The sequence below is a fragment of the Sporosarcina obsidiansis genome, assembly GCF_009651005.1.
Taxonomy (GTDB): domain Bacteria; phylum Bacillota; class Bacilli; order Bacillales_A; family Planococcaceae; genus Sporosarcina; species Sporosarcina obsidiansis.
On sequence record NZ_WHVW01000008.1, the window covers coordinates 57,003 to 76,687 of the forward strand.

At 40.3% G+C, this 19,685-nt stretch carries 14 protein-coding genes and 1 tRNA gene; 3 read left to right on the top strand and 12 right to left on the bottom strand.

Features of this window, described 5'->3' with window-relative positions; genetic code table 11:
* Positions 1-201: 201 nt before the first annotated feature.
* From GD002_RS08665 to GD002_RS08675, 3 genes are all read right to left on the bottom strand, one after another.
* Entirely contained in the window at positions 202-3,267 is a 3,066-nt protein-coding gene (locus GD002_RS08665) for an efflux RND transporter permease subunit (protein WP_153731966.1), read from the bottom strand.
* A 214-nt stretch (positions 3,268-3,481) separates the two neighbouring features.
* On the bottom strand, positions 3,482-5,056 hold the full coding sequence (locus GD002_RS08670) for a peptide chain release factor 3 (RefSeq protein ID WP_153731967.1): 1,575 nt from the start codon (positions 5,054-5,056) through the stop codon (positions 3,482-3,484).
* Between the two features lie 157 nt (positions 5,057-5,213).
* Complete coding sequence (locus tag GD002_RS08675; RefSeq protein WP_153731968.1) at positions 5,214-6,704, bottom strand: UDP-N-acetylmuramoyl-L-alanyl-D-glutamate--2,6-diaminopimelate ligase; 1,491 nt, start codon at positions 6,702-6,704, stop codon at positions 5,214-5,216.
* Positions 6,705-6,900: 196 nt separating this feature from the next.
* Here GD002_RS08675 and GD002_RS08680 point away from each other — a divergent pair, with 196 nt between their 5' ends.
* Entirely contained in the window at positions 6,901-7,974 is a 1,074-nt protein-coding gene (locus GD002_RS08680) for a two-component system sensor histidine kinase NtrB (protein ID WP_153731969.1), read from the top strand.
* Here the strand turns inward: GD002_RS08680 and GD002_RS08685 are convergent.
* The 9 genes from GD002_RS08685 to GD002_RS08720 form a co-directional block, all read right to left on the bottom strand.
* The gene (locus tag GD002_RS08685) at positions 7,951-9,339 is read right to left on the bottom strand and encodes an aldehyde dehydrogenase (protein ID WP_408020087.1); all 1,389 of its coding nucleotides are present in this window, start codon (positions 9,337-9,339) and stop codon (positions 7,951-7,953) included. The two genes, GD002_RS08680 and GD002_RS08685, sit on opposite strands and share 24 nt — an antisense overlap.
* A gap of 98 nt (positions 9,340-9,437) precedes the next feature.
* Positions 9,438-11,537 carry a heavy metal translocating P-type ATPase gene (locus tag GD002_RS08690; RefSeq protein WP_153731970.1) on the bottom strand — a complete coding sequence of 700 codons (2,100 nt, stop codon included), beginning with the start codon at positions 11,535-11,537 and terminating at the stop codon, positions 9,438-9,440.
* 337 nt (positions 11,538-11,874) lie between these two features.
* A complete protein-coding gene (locus GD002_RS08695; RefSeq protein ID WP_153731971.1) occupies positions 11,875-12,768 on the bottom strand; it encodes an RluA family pseudouridine synthase in 894 nt (297 codons plus the stop codon).
* Between the two features lie 244 nt (positions 12,769-13,012).
* Positions 13,013-13,085: transfer RNA gene (locus tag GD002_RS08700), tRNA-Val, on the bottom strand.
* A 188-nt stretch (positions 13,086-13,273) separates the two neighbouring features.
* Entirely contained in the window at positions 13,274-13,423 is a 150-nt protein-coding gene (locus tag GD002_RS17765; RefSeq protein WP_194841529.1) for a hypothetical protein, read from the bottom strand.
* A gap of 383 nt (positions 13,424-13,806) precedes the next feature.
* Positions 13,807-15,843 carry a TRAP transporter permease gene (locus GD002_RS08705; protein ID WP_153731972.1) on the bottom strand — a complete coding sequence of 679 codons (2,037 nt, stop codon included), beginning with the start codon at positions 15,841-15,843 and terminating at the stop codon, positions 13,807-13,809.
* Positions 15,824-16,357, bottom strand: coding sequence for a DUF1850 domain-containing protein (locus GD002_RS08710; protein WP_153731973.1), 534 nt, complete (start codon positions 16,355-16,357; stop codon positions 15,824-15,826). Before GD002_RS08710 ends, GD002_RS08705 begins: the two co-directional genes overlap by 20 nt.
* Positions 16,358-16,440: 83 nt before the next feature.
* Positions 16,441-17,448: a TAXI family TRAP transporter solute-binding subunit gene (locus GD002_RS08715; RefSeq protein WP_153731974.1), complete on the bottom strand. Its 1,008-nt coding sequence runs from the start codon at positions 17,446-17,448 to the stop codon at positions 16,441-16,443.
* A gap of 246 nt (positions 17,449-17,694) precedes the next feature.
* Positions 17,695-18,249 carry a phosphatidylglycerophosphatase A family protein gene (locus GD002_RS08720; RefSeq protein WP_194841530.1) on the bottom strand — a complete coding sequence of 185 codons (555 nt, stop codon included), beginning with the start codon at positions 18,247-18,249 and terminating at the stop codon, positions 17,695-17,697.
* Between the two features lie 108 nt (positions 18,250-18,357).
* On the opposite strand from GD002_RS08720, the gene GD002_RS08725 reads away from it, so the two are divergent.
* Both GD002_RS08725 and GD002_RS08730 read left to right on the top strand, forming a co-directional pair.
* The gene (locus GD002_RS08725; RefSeq protein WP_153731975.1) at positions 18,358-19,080 is read left to right on the top strand and encodes an esterase family protein; all 723 of its coding nucleotides are present in this window, start codon (positions 18,358-18,360) and stop codon (positions 19,078-19,080) included.
* An 86-nt stretch (positions 19,081-19,166) separates the two neighbouring features.
* Complete coding sequence (locus tag GD002_RS08730) at positions 19,167-19,682, top strand: YjcG family protein (RefSeq protein WP_153731976.1); 516 nt, start codon at positions 19,167-19,169, stop codon at positions 19,680-19,682.
* The last annotated feature ends 3 nt before the right edge of the window (positions 19,683-19,685 follow it).

The window sequence follows — 19,685 nt, forward strand, 5'->3', positions numbered from 1 at the left end:
GAGACAACTAGCGCCCTTTACTAGTTGGCTCTTGGCGAAAGGCAATCCCCAGCGCCGTAGCAGGAACAGGACCACTCACCAAAATAATTCATCCCCCTATAACAAGCTTACTTCCCACATCCTTAAAATATTCAACTTCCTCTCAAACATCCAAAAAGACCGACAAAGGAGTAACCCCCTTTTGCCGGTCTTTTCTACATCTTATTTAACCCCCGTTGCTCTCCGTCTTGTTTCACGATCGAACAAACTATAGATTACTGGAACAATATACAGTGTCAGGAATGTGGAACTGATCAATCCACCAATCACCGCAATACCCATCGGTTGGTTCATTTCAGTACCTTCACCAAGTCCAAGAGCAAGAGGTAGTAGTCCAAGGATGGTAGTCAAAGCTGTCATCAGGATGGGGCGTACCCGATCACGTACGGATGAAATGATCGCATCATATGAACTGAGTCCTGCTTCTTTTCTTTGATTAATATAATCCACCAAGACAATCCCGTTATTAACAACTATCCCCACTAATATGAGAACCCCAATAACGGCCGTTACACTAATAGGCGTATTAGTAGCTAGCAGTCCTATCGACACACCAATTACCATTAATGGTACAGAAAACATGATGACAAATGGATATTTAAATGATTCGAACTGAGCTGCCATGACGATATAGACTAAGATGACGGCAAGAATAATAGCCATCAGCATATCATTAATCGCACTTTCAAATAACTCACGGTCCCCTCCGTAAGAAAGTTCCACTTCAGACGGCAAGTTTAAATCATCCACAATATCATTCACACGTTTTGTCATTTCTCCCAGTGATTCGCTAGACAAATATTTCACATTAAATGTAATAGAGTGCGCTTGGTCCACTCGTTGGATCGCGACAGGACCTTCCGCAATCTTGACATCTGCCACGTCCTTCAATGTAACGAATGTGTCTAGCGGTGTTTTTAGTTCCAATTCTTTTAATTTATTTACACTATCTTTAAATGATTCATCATAGCCGACATTTACACCGACTACCTCACCTGTTTTCCAAACGATTTGAGTGGCGAATACACCGCGCGTAACATCACTGACGGTCTGAGCAATTTGATACGGCGCCAAACCGATTTCTGAAGCTTTTTCACGGTCCACTTCAATTTTCACTTCTTCTACCGTATCAATGAGATCGTTCTTAACCTCTGTCACGGACTCTAATTCGCGCAATTTCGCATCCATCTTAGCGACAGCTTTTTCCAAACGTGCTTCATCTGTGTCATTTAGTGAGAACGTCAGTGTATTCGGACTAGAGCCTGCGGCAGTCTGCATATTGAAACTAACTTCCGCATCTTTTCCAACTTGCTTCAAGACCTTTGGCTGCACTTTATCCACAAATTCAAATACAGAGCGATCACGTTCATCTAGTGGTACCAACTTTACATACATTTCGGCCATATTGGTTTCAGAACCGCCTTGTGCCATACTTTGCTGTGTACCACCTACTAAGCTCACATATACTTCTACGTCTTTTTCCTTTTTTATTTCCTCTTCAATTCGTTTCACTACTTTGTTTGTCGAATCGAGAGAGGATCCATTCGGAAGTTTTACATTTAGACTAAAAAACCCTTCATCGGTTGCTGGCAGGAATTCCGTCCCGACTTTAAACAATCCGAATCCACTTGCACCTAGTAAAACAGTCGTTAATATCAGCACGATGAGACGATGACCCAGTGCCCAAACAACCGTTTTCTCAAATGTTTGCCATTTCTTCGAACGTCTTTTTCGCGCATCACGATTTTTATTTGGTGTCTTCAACATCCGACTAGCGAGCATCGGAACGACAGTCAATGCCACGACTAACGAAGCAAATAAACTAAAAGAAATGGTCAGTGCAAACTCGGTAAAGATTTGCCCAATTAATCCGCTAATAAAAATAACTGGGACGAATACCGCAAGTGTTGTCAGAGTAGATGCTGTGATAGCACCCCCCACTTCTTTAGAGCCATCTTTAGCAGCTTCCTTTGGTTCTTTCCCCATGGCTAAATGTCGTTCAATATTCTCAATTACTACAATCGCATTATCCACTAGCATCCCAATTCCTAATGCTAATGCACCGAGCGTCATAATATTAAGTGAAAAATCCGCAAAGTACATCAATACGAACGTTACGATGACCGAGTAAGGTATCGCCACCCCTATAATAATTGGACTCTTAATTCCACGTAAGAAGAGAAATAACACGAGCATCGCGAATAAGCCACCTAGGAGGAGTGACTGACCGATATTACCAATCGCAAGCTGCACATAGTCTCCTTGATCAAAAAGGATATTGGATTCAATTCCTTTGTACGCATCTTTTTCCAACAATTCGTCTAATGACTTTTTAAATTCTGTAGATACGGTAGCGGTGTTCGCTCCTGATTCCTGAAGCACTGACATCAAGACCGCCTGCTCATCATTCGCTCTCGTCACCGTTTGTGCTTTCGGTTCAACTAAAGCGACATCCGCTACATCTGCTACCGTGATTTTTTTGCCCGTGATCGGATTAGCTGAAAGCTGAATGTTACGGATATCCGAAATGCTATAAAGAGAACTGATAATTCTTGTAGTTAATTGTCTTCCATCATTCGTATCAATTGGGTCACCTGGCATGGAAACATTACTCGCTTGGATCAGTTGAACAACATCAGACTGTGTGAGACCATGCAGTTTCAATTGTTCAGGATCTAGAATCACTTGTACATCTTCAACGATTTTACCGGACACATTAACACTTGCTACGCCCTCAATACGACGTAATTCCTTTTCCAAATCTTCGGCTATGCTTCTAATGTCCGCCTCTTTATCCACTGTCCGAAGAGATAATTGAATGACAGGGAATTGGGACGGGTCGAATTTCATAAATCTCGGCTTACTTGCTCCATCTGGAACCGACACCTGGTCTATTCGTTGAAGAATATCCATCTGCACATCATCAATAGTAGAAGCCCAATCAAACTGCAAGAAAATCAGATTAGCACCTTCCTGTGATGAGGACTGCATGGACTTCAAACCAGGCGCTGTGGATAAACTCTCTTCCAACGGCTTTGTAATTTTCTCGCTCACTTCTGTCGGAGAGGCGCCCGGGTAATTCGTAACGACTACCGCAACAGGCGGATTCAAGTCAGGAATTAGAGTCATCGGTATTTTAAAAAATGAAACAGCCCCTAAAATAATGACTAAAAACATAGTAACTAAAGTAAAAACTGGTCTTTTTACAGAAAAACTGCTAATTTTCATTTATCTATTCCTCTCTGTGCCTTCCACACGCCAACTGGATTTGTCAAAAGCTAATCTTCATCTTATTACCATACCATTAGTGTGCATTACTTTCATCATAGGAAAAGTATAAAGAAAGTGCAAATTACAACAATTAAAAATTCTTTGTCACTATACAAAACTTTAATAAACAACCCGACTGGATTTCAGTTAATCCAACCGGGTCTATTTACACTTACAAAAGATTATAGAGATGAATATCAGGGAACTTATCTTGGAACCAACGCATGGCAAAGTCATTCTCGAACAAGAAGACTTTCCGATCAAAACGATCTTTCACAAGTAGCGCTCGCTGTCCTGCCATCGATTCCTTGACATCTTCTTCGTTTTCAATCCAACGCGCCACTTTAGACCCCATCGTTTCCATCTGTACATCGACATTATATTCAGCTCTCATCCGATGTTCAAACACTTCAAACTGGAGCTGACCTACCGCACCTAGAATCACTTCTTCCGTGTGCAATGTCTTATAGTACTGAATAGCACCTTCTTGAACAAGCTGTAATATCCCTTTGTGGAACTGCTTGGATTTCATGACATTTTTAGCGGCAACTCTAACAAATAACTCAGGAGTAAATTGTGGTAAGGCTTCGAACTGAAAACTACCTTTTCCTCCAATCACTGTGTCACCAATTTGGTAATTTCCGGTATCATATAAGCCAATGATGTCTCCCGCCACTGCCTCATTCACTGTTTCACGGTCATCCGCTAAGAATTGAGTCGTTTGCGATAGTTTAAAGTTTTTCGATAATCTAGGTACATTCACCGACATACCACGTTCAAACTTTCCAGAGACAATTCGCACAAACGCAATACGATCACGGTGCGCAGGATTCATATTCGCTTGGATTTTGAAAATGAAACCTGAAAACACCTCAGATTCAGGTTCGACATCTTCTCCTTCTCTCGTCTTTCTCGCTTGAGGAGGCGGAGCGAATTGTAGAAATGTTTCCAGGAAGGTTTGAACACCGAAATTTGTCAACGCACTACCGAAGAATACAGGAGTCAGTTCCCCTTTTGCTACCCGCTCTTCATCGAATGAATTACCTGCCTCATTGAGTAGCATGACATCTTCGAGGGCTTGTTTATAATACGAGGTAGCTGTCATGGAATGTTCAACTGCTAGCTCTCCTTCTTCATTGACAGGGAGATAACGTTGCTCCCCTTCCGGACGAGCCAACTCTATTCGATTATTATATCGGTCGTAAATTCCAAGAAATTCTTTTCCCATACCAATGGGCCAATTCATCGCATATGACTGAATCCCTAGTACTTCTTCCAACTCTTCCATGAGCTCCAATGGTTCTTTCCCTTGTCGGTCCATTTTATTGATAAATGTAAAAATAGGAATACCACGCATGCGGCATACCTTAAATAACTTGATGGTCTGCGGTTCGATCCCTTTTGCAGAGTCTACCATCATGACTGCCGCATCCACTGCCATCAGCGTGCGGTACGTGTCCTCACTGAAATCTTCATGTCCAGGTGTATCTAGAATATTAACACGTTTCCCTGCATAGTCGAATTGCAAAACGGAAGAGGTAACGGAAATTCCACGTTGCTTCTCGATTTCCATCCAATCGGAAGTCGCATATTTTCCTGTTTTCTTCCCTTTTACCGTTCCCGCATCTCGAATGGCACCGCCAAAGTACAGCAGTTTTTCAGTTATAGTAGTTTTACCGGCATCAGGATGCGATATAATCGCAAACGTGCGCCGAGAATTAATGTCGTCCTGAATCTTCTTTTCCATCATGGTACTCTCCTTTTGTTTACGTTTTCTATCATAGAGAGTATGGAGATGCTTTTCAATGTTTTTTCATTGAATTGCCCCAAAAATTATGCGCTCTCAAGTTCAGACATTCACACTGCTGAAGACGAGCTCTCACAAATGTGGACAGCTCGATTTTTTAGAAATTGACCGAAGTTCCACCGAATTTTTTACTTGCTTCATCCAGCGCAATTTCAGCATCTGAATGTGGATATTTTGTATGACCGATGATCTGATAATCCTCATGTCCTTTTCCAGCAAAAATGATGAGATCTCCTTCATTCGCCATGGAAATTGTATGTCTAACCGCCTCTTCTCTATCTCCAATACATGCATATTGGTCATGCGGCATACTAGCGCTTAGTTCCGAAAGAATCGATTCATAAGGTTCATCTCGTGGATCATCTGTTGTGAATACGACATAATCCGCCGCTGCAGCTTTTTCTCCCATAATTGGCCGTTTCAAGCGATCACGGTTTCCACCTGTTCCAATTAAGAAAAGCAAGCGATTCCCTTCTTTTTTCAAAGGTTGTATGGTAGCAATTGCTTTTTCAATTGCATCAGGAGAATGTGCATAATCAATGAATATGGTCAACGGCAAAGTGGTTTCCACTTTCTCCAAACGACCTTTTACTGTTGATACATTAGCAAGGAGCGGTAGAATTTGTTCTGTCGCCATTCCTTTAGCATAGAGCGCAGCAATAGCAGCCAACGCATTGTATACATTGAATTCACCAATTAAAGGCATCGTTACGGGGTATGTACCATCGGGCGCTTGTAACCGGAATTCCGTGCGATTCGGGAACATCTGAATAGAAGTTGCCTGAAATGCCGCATGTTCATGTATCCCGTATGTTAAAATAGGGAACCCAGTCATCTCAGCCATTTTACTGCTCCATGGATCATCTGCATTTAGTATGGCAAACTTCTTTTGATCCAATTGTTGACCTAGTTGGGCAAACAACAAACCTTTCGCGGCACTATAGTTTTCCATCGTTTTGTGGTAGTCCAAATGATCATGCGTTAAATTGGTAAATATAGCGATATCGAATTCCGTTCCAGCTAATCTCCCCTCTACTAAACCATGAGAAGATACTTCCATTGTCATCGTTTGACACCCTTCATTCGCTGCTTGGGCAATCATTTGTTGTGTCGTCAACACGTCCGCTGTCGTGTTCTCCGTTTCATACAATGTATCATTTAGTTTAAAACCAATCGTACCAGATACCGCTGCCCGTTCACCAGCTTGCCGCAACAGATCATGGATGATATTACTGACACTCGTTTTCCCATTGGTGCCTGTCACTCCAATCATCGTCATACGTTTGGAAGGATAGCCGTAAAATTTTGAAGCCAGTAGTTGAATGGCTTTCGCCGTATCTTCTACATAAACAACCGCAGCCCGATCTAAATCCACCACTACTGGATCAGATGCAATGATTAAGCGTGCTCCATTCATTAACGCACTATTGACAAACTGATGCCCGTTTACTGTATATCCTTTTAGACAGACAAAAGCCCCCCCGTCCTGGACTGCTCTCGAATCTACCGCTACATCCGTTACCTTTTCAGGAATTGTCCCTTTTAAAGTTTTAATCGGTAACACGGATAAAAGTTCTTTCACATTCATATAATTTCCTCCAATAAAAGTTTGCCTAACTATAATAAAAGTCACAAATAAATGAATATTACCAAAAAAACATTTTGCATATTTCAAAAATGAAGTAAAATATATGTAGCCGATACCTATCATCATACTCGTATTTTCGTGTCATATCCACCTTAGATGATCACTTGGCGAGTTGCTTTATGGGAAGTGAATAATAGTGTTTATCCAACAGAGCGATAATACCCGTTACTATAATTATCATGATCTTTTTTTTACGCAATCACAAGATTCCATCGCTGTATTTGATCTAGAAGACAGGATCATTACAGGCAATCCCGCATTTGAAAAACTATATGGCTGGAAGCTTGACGAATGTGTGGGGAAAGTTATTCGATTTTTTCCAGATACTGAGGTAGAAAAAGTTCAAGCGCGTTGCGAGTTACTAAAAAGTGGACAGAGTCTTACTTGTGTTCAAGTCATGGAAAAAAGAAAAGATGGAACCCTTTTTCATGCAGAAATCACTATGGCTCCTATTTTCAACGAGCAAAATGAAGTGGTTGCCATATCTAATATTACAAGAGACATCACCTTACGTTTGCAAGCCGAAGAATATGCTTTAGAGATAGAACGTCTGCAAACGATTAGTAATATTGCGGCAGTGGTAGCGCATGAAGTCCGTAACCCTATGACAGCTATAACAGGTTTTATCCAAATGATGAATCATGATTCGGCCAATCCTTATTCCCCTTTCACAAGAGTCATGGAAAGTGAGATTACAAGAATCAATCAAATTGTAACAGATTTCTTAGTTTTATCTGAACCAACACTCCATCATCAAGCTCTGGTTTCTATTATAGAAGTAATTCAAGAAGTTATAAATGAACAACATGAGGAATTTGAAAATCGTTCGATCATTTGTCATTTTCATGCCATCGATCAAGACGCTTCACTCCTAGGGAACAAAGAATCTTTAAAGCAAGTATTCCATAATATTTTAGCAAACAGCTGTGATGCAATTGGGCAAGTTGGACAAATAGATATCACCTTAAATTTCTCAGCTAATTCAATTTGTATTTGTATTGAAGACAATGGTACCGGCATGGATGAGAACACATTGGCATCTTTATATCAGCCTTTCTTTTCTACGAAAAAAAATGGTACGGGTCTCGGTATGATTATCTCTAAAAAAATCATCATAGATCACAAAGGCACTCTGGAAGTAGAGAGCCTTCCGAGCGCCTGGACTAAAGTGTATATTACTTTACCATTATCGAATGAATCTCTTAACTAACGGCAGCTTTCCTTTGTATGGAGGAAATCCCATTGGCATCGTTACAGACGTATTCTTTTTCATCATGGATTTAGAGTGGGAAAATGTATCAAAACTGGCCTTCCCATGATACTGATTCATCCCGGAAGGCCCAACACCTCCAAAAGGTAGGTAGATGTTACCTACATGTGAGATCGTGTCATTAATACAGCCACCACCGAACGGTAACGCTTCAATGAAATAATTAGCTGCTTTTTCATTTTCCGTAAAGAAATAGGCAGCGAGCGGTTTTGGCATTGTGCAAATTTGCTGAATCGATGTTCCAAGGTTTTCATATTCAAGTATGGGTAGAATTGGTCCAAAGATTTCTTCCTTCATGCTTGCACTATCCCAGTTGTGCAGAGCCAAAATAGTAGGCGCAATATATAAATCAACTGGATCCAAGTGGCCGCCCTCTACGATATAGGACTGGTCCTGTTCCAAAATGTTGGCCAATCGCTGAAAATGACGTTCATTGATGATCCGTCCGTAATCAGCACTCTTCTGGGGGTTTTTCCCATAAAACCGCGCAAGGGCACGTTTACACTCCTCAAGCAATTGTTGATATATTGAATTATGAGCCACAACATAGTCAGGAGCCACACACGTTTGTCCATTGTTTAAAAATTTCCCCCACACGATCCGTTCAGCTGCTTTTCGTAGATCAGCTGTCGGGTCCACAACAGCAGGACTTTTTCCACCTAGTTCCAACGTCAGTGGCGTCAATCGTTCTGCACAAGCTTTCATCACAACCTTGCCTACAGTGGCACTCCCTGTGAAAAATACATAGTCAAACGGTGCATGCAAGAGCAATTGGGTTTCTTCCTTTCTACCTTGCACGACATAAACATAGTCTGGTGGAAATATGCTAAAAATTATTCTTTCAATGATATTCGCTGTATGGGGAGCATCTTCAGACGGTTTCAAAACGGTGCAATTCCCAGCCGCTATCGAACCTACCAAAGGATCAAGTAATAGCTGGAATGGATAATTAAACGGCGCAATGACTAACACACTGCCATATGGCTCTTTTACAATAAAACTAGCAGCTGGCTGCAAATGGAGAGGTGTTTTCACTTTTTCAGGCGTCATCCATTCTTCTAATTGATTCATTGTGTGCGTAATAGTTGATAAGACAAATCCTACTTCCGTTACATAGGATTCAAATGGATGTTTTCGTAAGTCCTTGTGCAAAGCTTCTGTAATTTCTTTTTCGTGTTTTTGAATCGCGTCATATAATATTTGCAACATCATCTTGCGAAAAGAAATACTGCGTGTTACACCCGACGTATAATACGTTTTCTGTTTGTTCATGATGATCTCTAGTTCATTTCTTGTAATGGCCACATCATTCACACTCCTCATTTTCGTACGCTCTTCTATTCTACCATTTTCTCCACACGAAAAAACTCCGAACGATTCCCATTCGGAGTTCTCTTTTATAGTCAACTTCTCATCAATCGTAATGAGTTCAATACTACAATCACCGTGGCACCCATATCCGCCATAATAGCCATCCACAATGTCAACCAGCCTGGAATAATTAACAGCAACGCAATGACCTTCAAGCCCAAAGCGATAGAGATATTTTGCAAAATGATTTGCTTCGTACGTTTACTAAGTTTGATCGTATAGGGTAGTTTCTCCAAGTCATCAGCCATCAACGCAATATCCGCTGTCTCGAGTGCGGTGTCTGTTCCAGCACCACCCATAGCAATTCCGACATTCGCTGTCGCTAATGCAGGTGCATCATTCACCCCATCACCAATCATAGCCACTTTCCCATATTGACCGAGCGATTTAATCATTTCTACTTTTTCATGCGGTAACAACTCAGCCTTCACTTCTGATAAACCTAATTGTTGACCGATCGCTGCAGCTGTAGATTGATTATCCCCAGTCAGCATGACCGTCTTTTTAATACCCAATTGATGGAGCTTTTGAATGACTGTCATACTACTTTTTCGTACTTGGTCGGCTACGGCAATCATACCATCTAGACCCTCCTCGGACCAGACGAGCATGACGGTTTTTCCTTGCTGCTGTAGCTCAAGAATCTGATGTTCCAAAGACTCTTCTAGGTGATGCAGTTCTCTAAATAAATTCGGACTTCCAACATGCACCAAGCGTCCATCTAAAATAGCCTTTGCACCTTTACCCGTGATAGATTGAAAGTTTTCCACTTCTAACAGTCCATTCGGCAACTTTTCAGCTGCTCTCATAATGGATGAGGCAAGAGGATGTTGAGAGAACTTTTCAATAGAAGCAGCTTGTTGAAGCAGTTCAGTTTCAGTTAATCCAGATATTGAAACTACCTCCGTTACTTCTGGACGCCCTTCTGTTAACGTCCCCGTTTTATCAAAAGCAACTACTTTGATTTGGCCAGTCTCTTCTAAATGAATTCCACCTTTAATTAGCACGCCATTTCTTGCAGCGTTCCCAATTGCCGTCACGATGGCAATCGGAGTAGAAATTACTAGTGCACATGGACAACCAACGACAAGTACGACAAGTCCTTTATAAAACCAATCACTCCACACTCCACCCATCAAAAGTGGTGGTATGAGCATAATCAACAAAGAGATCACAAGAATTGCAGGTGTATAATACTTCGCAAACCGATCGACAAATTGCTGTGTAGGCGCTTTCTCTGCTTGTGCTTCTTCCACTAAATGAATAATTTTTGCGATCGTTGTATCTTCAGCAAGCTTTGCGACACGAACCTGCATAGAACCTTCTTCATTCAACGTACCCGCAAACACTTCATCTCCTAGCGTTTTATGAACAGGTACAGATTCACCTGTGATGGCCGCCTGGTTGACAGAAGAATCTCCTTGAATGACCTCACCATCCATCGCAATCTTTTGACCTGGTTTGATTAATATGATGTCATTAATTTGAAGCTCTTCTACTTCCACTTCAAACTCTTTGCCATTACGCAAGACCATTGCAGTAGAAGGTGCGATCTCAATGAGCGAGCTAATCGAATTTCGCGCTTTATCAATCGAATAGCTTTCCAATGCTTCACTGACAGAAAACAGGAACACTACAACTGCTCCTTCTCCCCAATCTCCGATTAATGCAGCTCCTATCACAGCTATCGTCATTAAAGTCGACATGTCAAATTCAAGTTTAGAAAGGTTTCGCAAACCTTCCTTCAATAAACTATAGCCACCAATTAAAATAGCCAAAGCGAAAAAAGCAATCGAAAGCCAATTATCCTCTCCATTGAGAGTAGAAACTCCATTACCCGCTAATAATAAGAGCAACGAAGCGATCGTCGTCTGATTTTCACGTTTTTTCCAAAATGGTATATGCTGTTTAGGTAGTCTTTGTTTCTCTGGAAATACTTTTATTCCGTCAAAGGAACCTGCTTCTTCTAACTGCAAGATCGAAGCATCACCCGCCACCGTTAGTTTGGAGGCGCCAAAATTTAATTGAACATCTTCCACTGTTTCAATTTGTCGGATATTCTTCTCGAATTTTGCAGCACAACTCGTGCAGGAGAGTCCTTGCAATCGATACACATTTTTCTCCGAAGCCATTCAACCAGTCCTTTCTAAAATACAGCATGTCGAATTACCCTAATCATTCAACCGTCCATTTGATTGATTATTTTCAGTATATTCAATTCCTTTTATTTTGTCAATCTAATCATTCAAACATTAGTTTGATTGTCCGTGTATAATGAATAAAAAAAAGAACACGTTACAGCTATGCAGTAAGCTGAGGTGTGTTCAAAAGCTACAGATGATCATAAAGTTTATACGTAATTCCGACGATTGTTCCCATAAATTTGATTCCAATAAATTCGACTAGACTCAAACTAGCGACACTTCTTCTATATCAATTCCAATCACTTAAAAAGTCATTTTCCTTCTATTATTTGGACCGTGTGAAAAACATCTTTGGTACTTCTGCTTCAAAACGTACCAATTTGCCATTTCGCGGATGCAGGAAGGACAAGGCTGTGGCATGAAGTCCTAATCTCCGCAGTGGATTAATTGTTGAACCGTATTTTTTATCCCCTACCACGGGGTGACCTAATTCTTCCATATGCACACGAATTTGATTTTTTCGACCTGTTTCAAGGCGAACCTCTAACAATGAACACTCTTTATTCGACTGAATTCTTTTATAATGTGTAATGGCGTGCTGGCCGCCATTATCAATTGGACTTGAATATACTTTGAATGCACTGTTTTCAGTTAACCAGGAAGCGATCGTACCGGAAGCACTTTTCACTTTTCCTTGTACAAGTGCAGTGTACATGCGCTCCTTTACTGATTCACTCCATGTATTTTGCAGCGCTTGTTGTGTTTCTTCATTTTTAGCAAACATCATGACTCCTGATGTGTCTTTATCCAATCTATGCACGACAAAGATTCTATTTTCCGCATGACTTCTTTTCACATAGTCCGTAACTTGTCGATAGGCAGTCATCTCTTTTTCTCGTTTAGAAGCAACAGAAAGGATGCCCGCCTCTTTATTTATAACAATAATATCTTCATCTTCATGCAAGATGGTAACACCAACTAATTTCGAGATGTTTAATGCTACTTGGTTACTTTGTATTTCAACCTTCTGACCAGGTTGTAATGAATAATTATATTGCTTCATCATTTGTCCATCTACCATAACTTGTCCACGTGTAAGTATTGATTTAACTGAATTTCGACTGCTCTTTGACATGACTTTCAATAAAAATGGCAGTAATTCTATCTGTTCTTGAACTGCATATTCTGTAGTACTAAATGTTTCTTGTTTTCTTTTCATCAAAATTTACCCCCTACTCGCCTAAATCGGCACTAGTACGTAAATTATACACCACAGTCACTGAACTTGTACTTTTCAATTGTTCCTTACTCACAGAAATAGTATAGAACGTAGGGTTAAATCAATTTACAATGATTTGTAACCTCAATATACAAAAAAAGAGACCCCTCAGCATCCGGCTGAATAGGATCTCTCGTTGTCAAAAACCGTGTTCCGACGGTCTCTAACTTAGGTTTGGCACCTATGATTCCGACTGGGCTCGAACCAGCGACCTCCACCCTGTCAAGGTGGCGCTCTCCCAGCTGAGCTACGGAATCGAATAGAACTAGGATATGCATTAGTTTTAGTAAGTAAGTTACCTCGTCTAAGCACAAGTATTATAATAGCATCTTCTCGATTAATTGTAAATAGGAAATTAAAAAATCGATAATTTTTCCTCTCTGAAGAAAAACTACCGATTTTTATGTACAGTTTTTGAATAAGCCAGTTGAGATTCTCCTTTCACTTAATGTGTTTGGTTTACAAGTTCCTCGGCTTGCTGATTTTCAAAATAAAGAAATCCTTCATGATCCAGTTCTTCCATACGTTCTTTATTGAAACCATGTGCTAAGTGTCCTTCAAATACGTTCTCCCACCATATATCTTGTGTTTGCATACTACTTCCACTCCTTTTTGTTTTATTGTTTTTGTGACAGGCTATGTGTGAAGCGTCATTTATGATTGATTTGCTTATATGTAGTATAGACAGAACTGTCCTTGGCAAAACTGCGTAATTAGTCCAAAATCGCTTCTTTTATTTATAGACTTTTGGGATGTTGACTTTTTATTTTCTATATGATTTATCTTCTAGCTATTTATCTAGCATACCGTGATTATTGGATTTAAAAGGAATTATAAATTGTTATGACTCCGGTACTTTACTCCCGACATGGTAAACACTTGCTTTCGTCTTTTATTTTTTTAAAAATTCCCGCATTTTTTAACTATGTAAAAAAACTTGCCTACTCATTTACAGATGAGCAGACAAGTTTCTAACAATTAATCGGTAGCAAGTTGCGGTGGATCATTTTTCTTTTTGGATAAAATTTGGAGCACCAGCAAGATTGCAAACAGCACTAAACCTACAATATCCGTGAGTGTTTCTGGATAGATTAACAACAAACCTGTACATACTGTAATAATACGCATGAACCAGTTCAACTTCTGGTACCAATAACCGATCATACCAGCTCCAATTGCAACCATACCCACAATTGCTGTAAACGTTACCCAAATGATTTCCAGAAGATTAGAATCCAACATCAACATTGCTGGGTTGAACACAAACATATACGGTATGATGAAGGCGGCGATTGCTAATTTTGCGGAAGTAACTCCTGTCTTGATCGGATCTCCACCAGAAATTCCAGACGCAGCAAAAGCAGCGAGTGCAACTGGCGGTGTGATATCCGCAATAATTCCAAAATAGAATACAAATAAATGTGCAGAAACTGCTACAACAATCGGCACTGCCGCCCCTGGAGGCGCATCTAGCATTAGCAATGTAATAATTGCAGGTGCTGCGATTGTCGATGTAATAACATAGTTCGCTGTAGTTGGCGATCCCATACCTAGAATAATAGCCGCTAACATCGTAAAGAATAGTGTAAGGAATATATTACCGCCAGCAGCTGAAATCAAGCCTGTTGCCAAACTTAATCCTAGCCCTGTTTTTACAACCACCCCTACGATAATCCCCGCACACGCAGTCGCTGCCGCAACAGCCAACGCAGTGCGCGCACCGTCTACAAGTGCTTGAATCATATCACGAATCCCAATTCTTGTATCTTTACTTATCGCACTAACAACAATCGTTAACACGATACCTAACAATGCTGCTTTCATTGTTGGAATACCAATTAACAAGAACACGATAATTCCGAGAATCGGAAGGAGTAAGTAAATCTTCTTCAAGGTTTCTTTACGATTTGGTATTTGCGATGCGTCCATACCTTGCAAACCCACACGCTTCGCCTCAAAATGAGTCATAATCCAAATTCCTGTGAAATAGAGTAACGCTGGAATCGTAGCAGCTTTTGCAATTTCCCAGTACGTTACACCTCCAATAAATTCAACCATTAGAAACGCTGCCGCTCCCATGATTGGTGGCATAATTTGACCACCTGTAGAAGCCGCTGCCTCTACTCCACCTGCAAATTCTTTCCGATAGCCTAGTTTTTTCATCATTGGAATTGTATACGAACCTGATCCCACAACGTTTGCTACTGAACTTCCTGAAATTGTACCTTGTAGCGCACTTGAAAAGATCGCCACTTTCGCAGGACCACCTGTCAAACGTCCAGCCAATACAACGGCTAAGTCATTGAAGTAGTTTCCAACACCCGTTTTCACTAAGAATGCCCCAAATAGTAGGAATACGAAGATGAAGGTCGCAGATACACTAATCGGTGTCCCGAGAATTCCGTCTGTTGTAAAGAACATCAACTGGATAAGGTTCTCTACACTTTGACCCCTGTGAGCCAAAAATCCAGGGAAATAAGGTCCGAAAAATGCATAAATCAAAAATGCAACCGAGATAATGGTAATTGGTAGGCCGACTGCTCGTCTTGCAGCTTCTAAAGTTAACAACACAGCTAATGTTCCGACAAGTAAGTCGATGTCAGAGACCCGTCCGACACGAAATACTAGTTCATCCATAAATAGCGGCCAGTATAATCCGACTACAATAGCTAATAAAGAAAGAATAATATCATAAAAAGGTACTTTATCACGACGAACGCCAATTTTCTTTCTAGCAGGGAACAATAAAAAGATCAGTGACAACGCAAAACCTAAGTGAATGGAACGTTGGATTTGCGCAGTGAACGGTTTACCAATTGCTGTATAAAGTTGAAAAATAGAAAAGGCCAATAAGCCAAAAAATACGACCTTACTTAAAAGACCTGTCAAGTTACGTGTATTGGATTCTGGGTCATACTTTTGAAGAATTTCGAGCTGTTCTTGTTCAGAAAGCGTATCCATTTGTTCATCAGAAAGCCTTTGAATCTCTTCTTCCTTATCCTTGTGTTTCGCCATTAATTCTAACTCCTCTCATTAAATCAAAATTCGACATCTTTGTTACACGAAAGTCATAAGAATGACCTCGCTGAAGAAAATCTTTCATATGATAACTCTTATGTTCATATTGAAGAGATAAATCTGCATTTACTCTACCTATATAGAGAACAAAGGAATCAATCACGCGATTTTCGAATGTAAGCGTATAAACACCATCTTCTACCTTCAAAGTTTCGCCTTCTTCCGCGTAACCCGGCAATCCGATGGCTACGTCTTCATACTGCATAAATTCGAACCGGAGCTTCTCGTTTTCGGTAATTTTATATTGCTCCTTCACATTAGACAGGTGAATGGAATGAATATAATTTACTTGAAAATGGCGATCACTATGTAATGGCAGATAATATGATATCGGTTGTTCGCTCCGTACTTCCTCAAGTACAATTACTTCTTTATATGGATAAAATACTAGTACAAAAACGAGATTAACTATCAGAAACGTCAGCAGAAGAACTACTCTTCGAAATTTCATCCGCTTATCCCTTCCTATTATGAACAATTAAGAATGGGACGGACAAAGCTACACGCTTCACCGTCCCTCTCTTTCATTTCAAATTACTTATTTACTTCATCAAAATACTTTTGTGCGCCTGGGTGTACTGGAATTCCAATACCATCTAATCCGTTTTCTGCTTTAATTAGAGCGCCTTTAGCATGTTGAATTTTTGAAGCGTTTTCATAGATTGCTTTCGTAATTTGGTAGCCAAGTTCTTCAGAAATGTCATTTTGCATAACAAGCATTGCGCCTACTGATACTGCAGGTGTTTCTGTTTCAGAGCCGTATGTTCCAGCTGGAATCACTTCTTTTGCATAATATGGATATTTTGCAATTAGTTCGTCTGCTTTTGCATCTTCTACTGGAACGATAAATACTTCAGCAACAGCATTCAAACCTTCAACAGCACCTGTTGGAGTACCTGCAGTAATGAATGCAGCGTCAATCTGCCCTGCTTGAAGACTCTCTTGTGACTCACCGAAATCTAAGTTTTGAGGCTTGATATCATCCATTGTTAGACCGTGAATTTCAAGTAATTGCTCCGCATTTGCATACGTACCAGAACCTGGTGCACCTACTGAAACACTTTTACCTTTTAGGTCTTCAAATGTTTTGATATTGTTTTTCTTTAATGTAACCAACTGGACTGTTTCAGGATATAAGTTACCGACTGCAGAAACTTCGTCAATTACCTCTCCGTCAAACATCATTTCACCTTTAGAAGCGTAGTATGCGATATCTGTTTGAACAAACGCGATCTGTGCATCTCCGTCTTTAAGCGCTGTCATATTTGCAGCTGATGCTTGAGATACTTCAGCAGTTGTTTTAATGCCTGTTTCTTCGCCGATAAATTCTGCAAAAGAACCACCTAATGGGTAGTACGTTCCTTGCGTTCCGCCAGTTAACAAGCTGAGGAATTTATATTCTTGTTCTGTCTTACCTTCGTCTTTGTTTCCGTCTCCTGCATCCTTATCCCCTTCACCCGCATCGTCATTCCCACAAGCAGCTAGGACAAGAAGCGCAAGCATGGAAACTAGCGCCAAAAGGCGAACCATGTTTTTCTTCATGTGACAATCTCCCCTTTTTCTAGTATAGTCATAGACATTTACATTCTAACATGAAAGCGCTTCAGATTGTCAATTACTTTTCACATTTAAAAAGAAAAAGTGTAGGAGATTGGATATTCTCTCATTTTTTTAAAGTAGAAGAATATAACTACTTCCTAGTCTATGAGGCTGCTCCACAATACTTATATCGATTATCTAAATGTAAAACGCACAAATACTGCTTCCACAGATTTGTGCGTTGTAACTTTACTTACTATCACCATTCCGTACATCTTCAAACGTAAGTCCTGCCTCTTGCAAATCACGTGTTCTATGCGCAATCCTAGATGCAGCACAAGCTGCCACACTAGCTACTAAATCATCCAAAAAAGTATGAATTCCAATGCCTTTTTTAGTATCGAGATCATTAATGATTCCAATTTTATTCTTATCCAAATGCCCAAATGTCGTAACAGCAATTGACCCGTACGTATACACTGCTCCTAATGCGATCGTCTCATCCACACCAAATAATCCTTCATCCGACTCGACAATTTGCTGAAGCGGTGCCGATAACTGACCTCGCTCTGCAATCTCATCCAACTCCACTCCAACCAGGATAGCATGCTGCAATTCACGTTTGCGCAGGACATTTTCTACAGAGTCCACACATTGATCAAGAGACAATCCCTTATTGTACGGTACTTGCATTTCATATACGATCTTTGCAATGTCTTCAATTTTAACTCCGCGACGAATTAATGCGTCTTTCGCAGCTGCTGTAACTACATCCGAATGAACAATATTTTTACCTGCCACCATATAATTCCCCTCTCTCTCCTCATACACAACAGTTTTTCACTAGCTTTTCACTATTACTTATCGGTATGATATTCACTAAGTGTACATTATATTTGGAGGTCCTACAAAATGAACCCAGGTAAGATTGAAGAATTACGTTTTTACAGCAATGAACTACAGGAAGAAATGGAACTATTGCTTTATTTACCTTCACGTTATTCACCGTTGTACAAGCATAATGTAGTGCTGGCATCGGATGGAAAAGATTATTTTCAACTAGGTCGGATTGGTCGAGTGGCAGATGAATTAATGGAAGAAGAATTGATCGACCCGGTTATTATCGTGGGGATCCCTTACAAATCTGTCAAAGAACGCAGACGCATGTATCACCCTGAGGGAGACCGCCACCAAGCTTATATCCGTTTTCTGGCCCATGAATTAATCCATTATATTGATGAAACCTATCCAACATACCAAATAGGCTCAAGTCGTATGTTAATTGGAGATTCATTAGCCGCTTCCATTTCATTGCTGACGGCTTCGAAGTATCCAAATTGTTTCGGTAAAGTGGTTCTTCATTCCCCATTTGTGAATGAACATGTACTGAATACGTTGCGAACCATCCAAAATCCTGCAGCATTATCCATCTACCATGTGATCGGTCAGCATGAAACCACTGTGCAAACAACTGCTGATGGCATATTGGATTTCTTGACACCTAATCGAAAACTCCATGAACTGATAAAAGAAAAAGGGTTTCCTTACTTTTATGAAGAGTTAGATGGAGATCATACTTGGAAATCATGGCAACCTGATATTCGTCGTGCTCTGCTGCAAATCAACAGCCTGTAAGAGTAAAATGAGACAAGTCCGACTATTTTCTGATATACTGAAATAGATGGATTCAATTGAATTAATTCATGAGGAGGTAATCTTAAATGAAATACGGTATTGTTGCGTTCCCTTCAAAAAAACTTCAAGATTTGGCAAATGGGTATCGTAAGAGATATGATCCGCATTATGCACTGATCACGCCTCATATGACCTTAAAAGATGCATTTGAAGCAAACGATAAGGAAATTGAAGAAGTAGCAAAAGCGCTAAAGGAAATTACAATCAAGAACAGTCCTTTTGAGTTGAATGTGACAAAAGTAAGCTCGTTCGCTCCCACTACGAATACAATTTACTTCAAGGTTACACCGAACGATGAGTTACTTGAATTGCATAAAGATCTGAACGCAAACTTTTATCATGCTGAATCCAATTACTCATTTGTACCACATGTTACCATAGCTCAAAACCTGACTTCCGGTGAACATGATGATGTAATAAACCAATTAAAAATGGTAGGTGTCGAGCATTCAGAAATTATCGACCGTATTCACTTATTGTATCAATTGGATGACGGTTCATGGACTGTGTATGAAACTTTCCGTTTAGATCGGGAGTCTTGATTT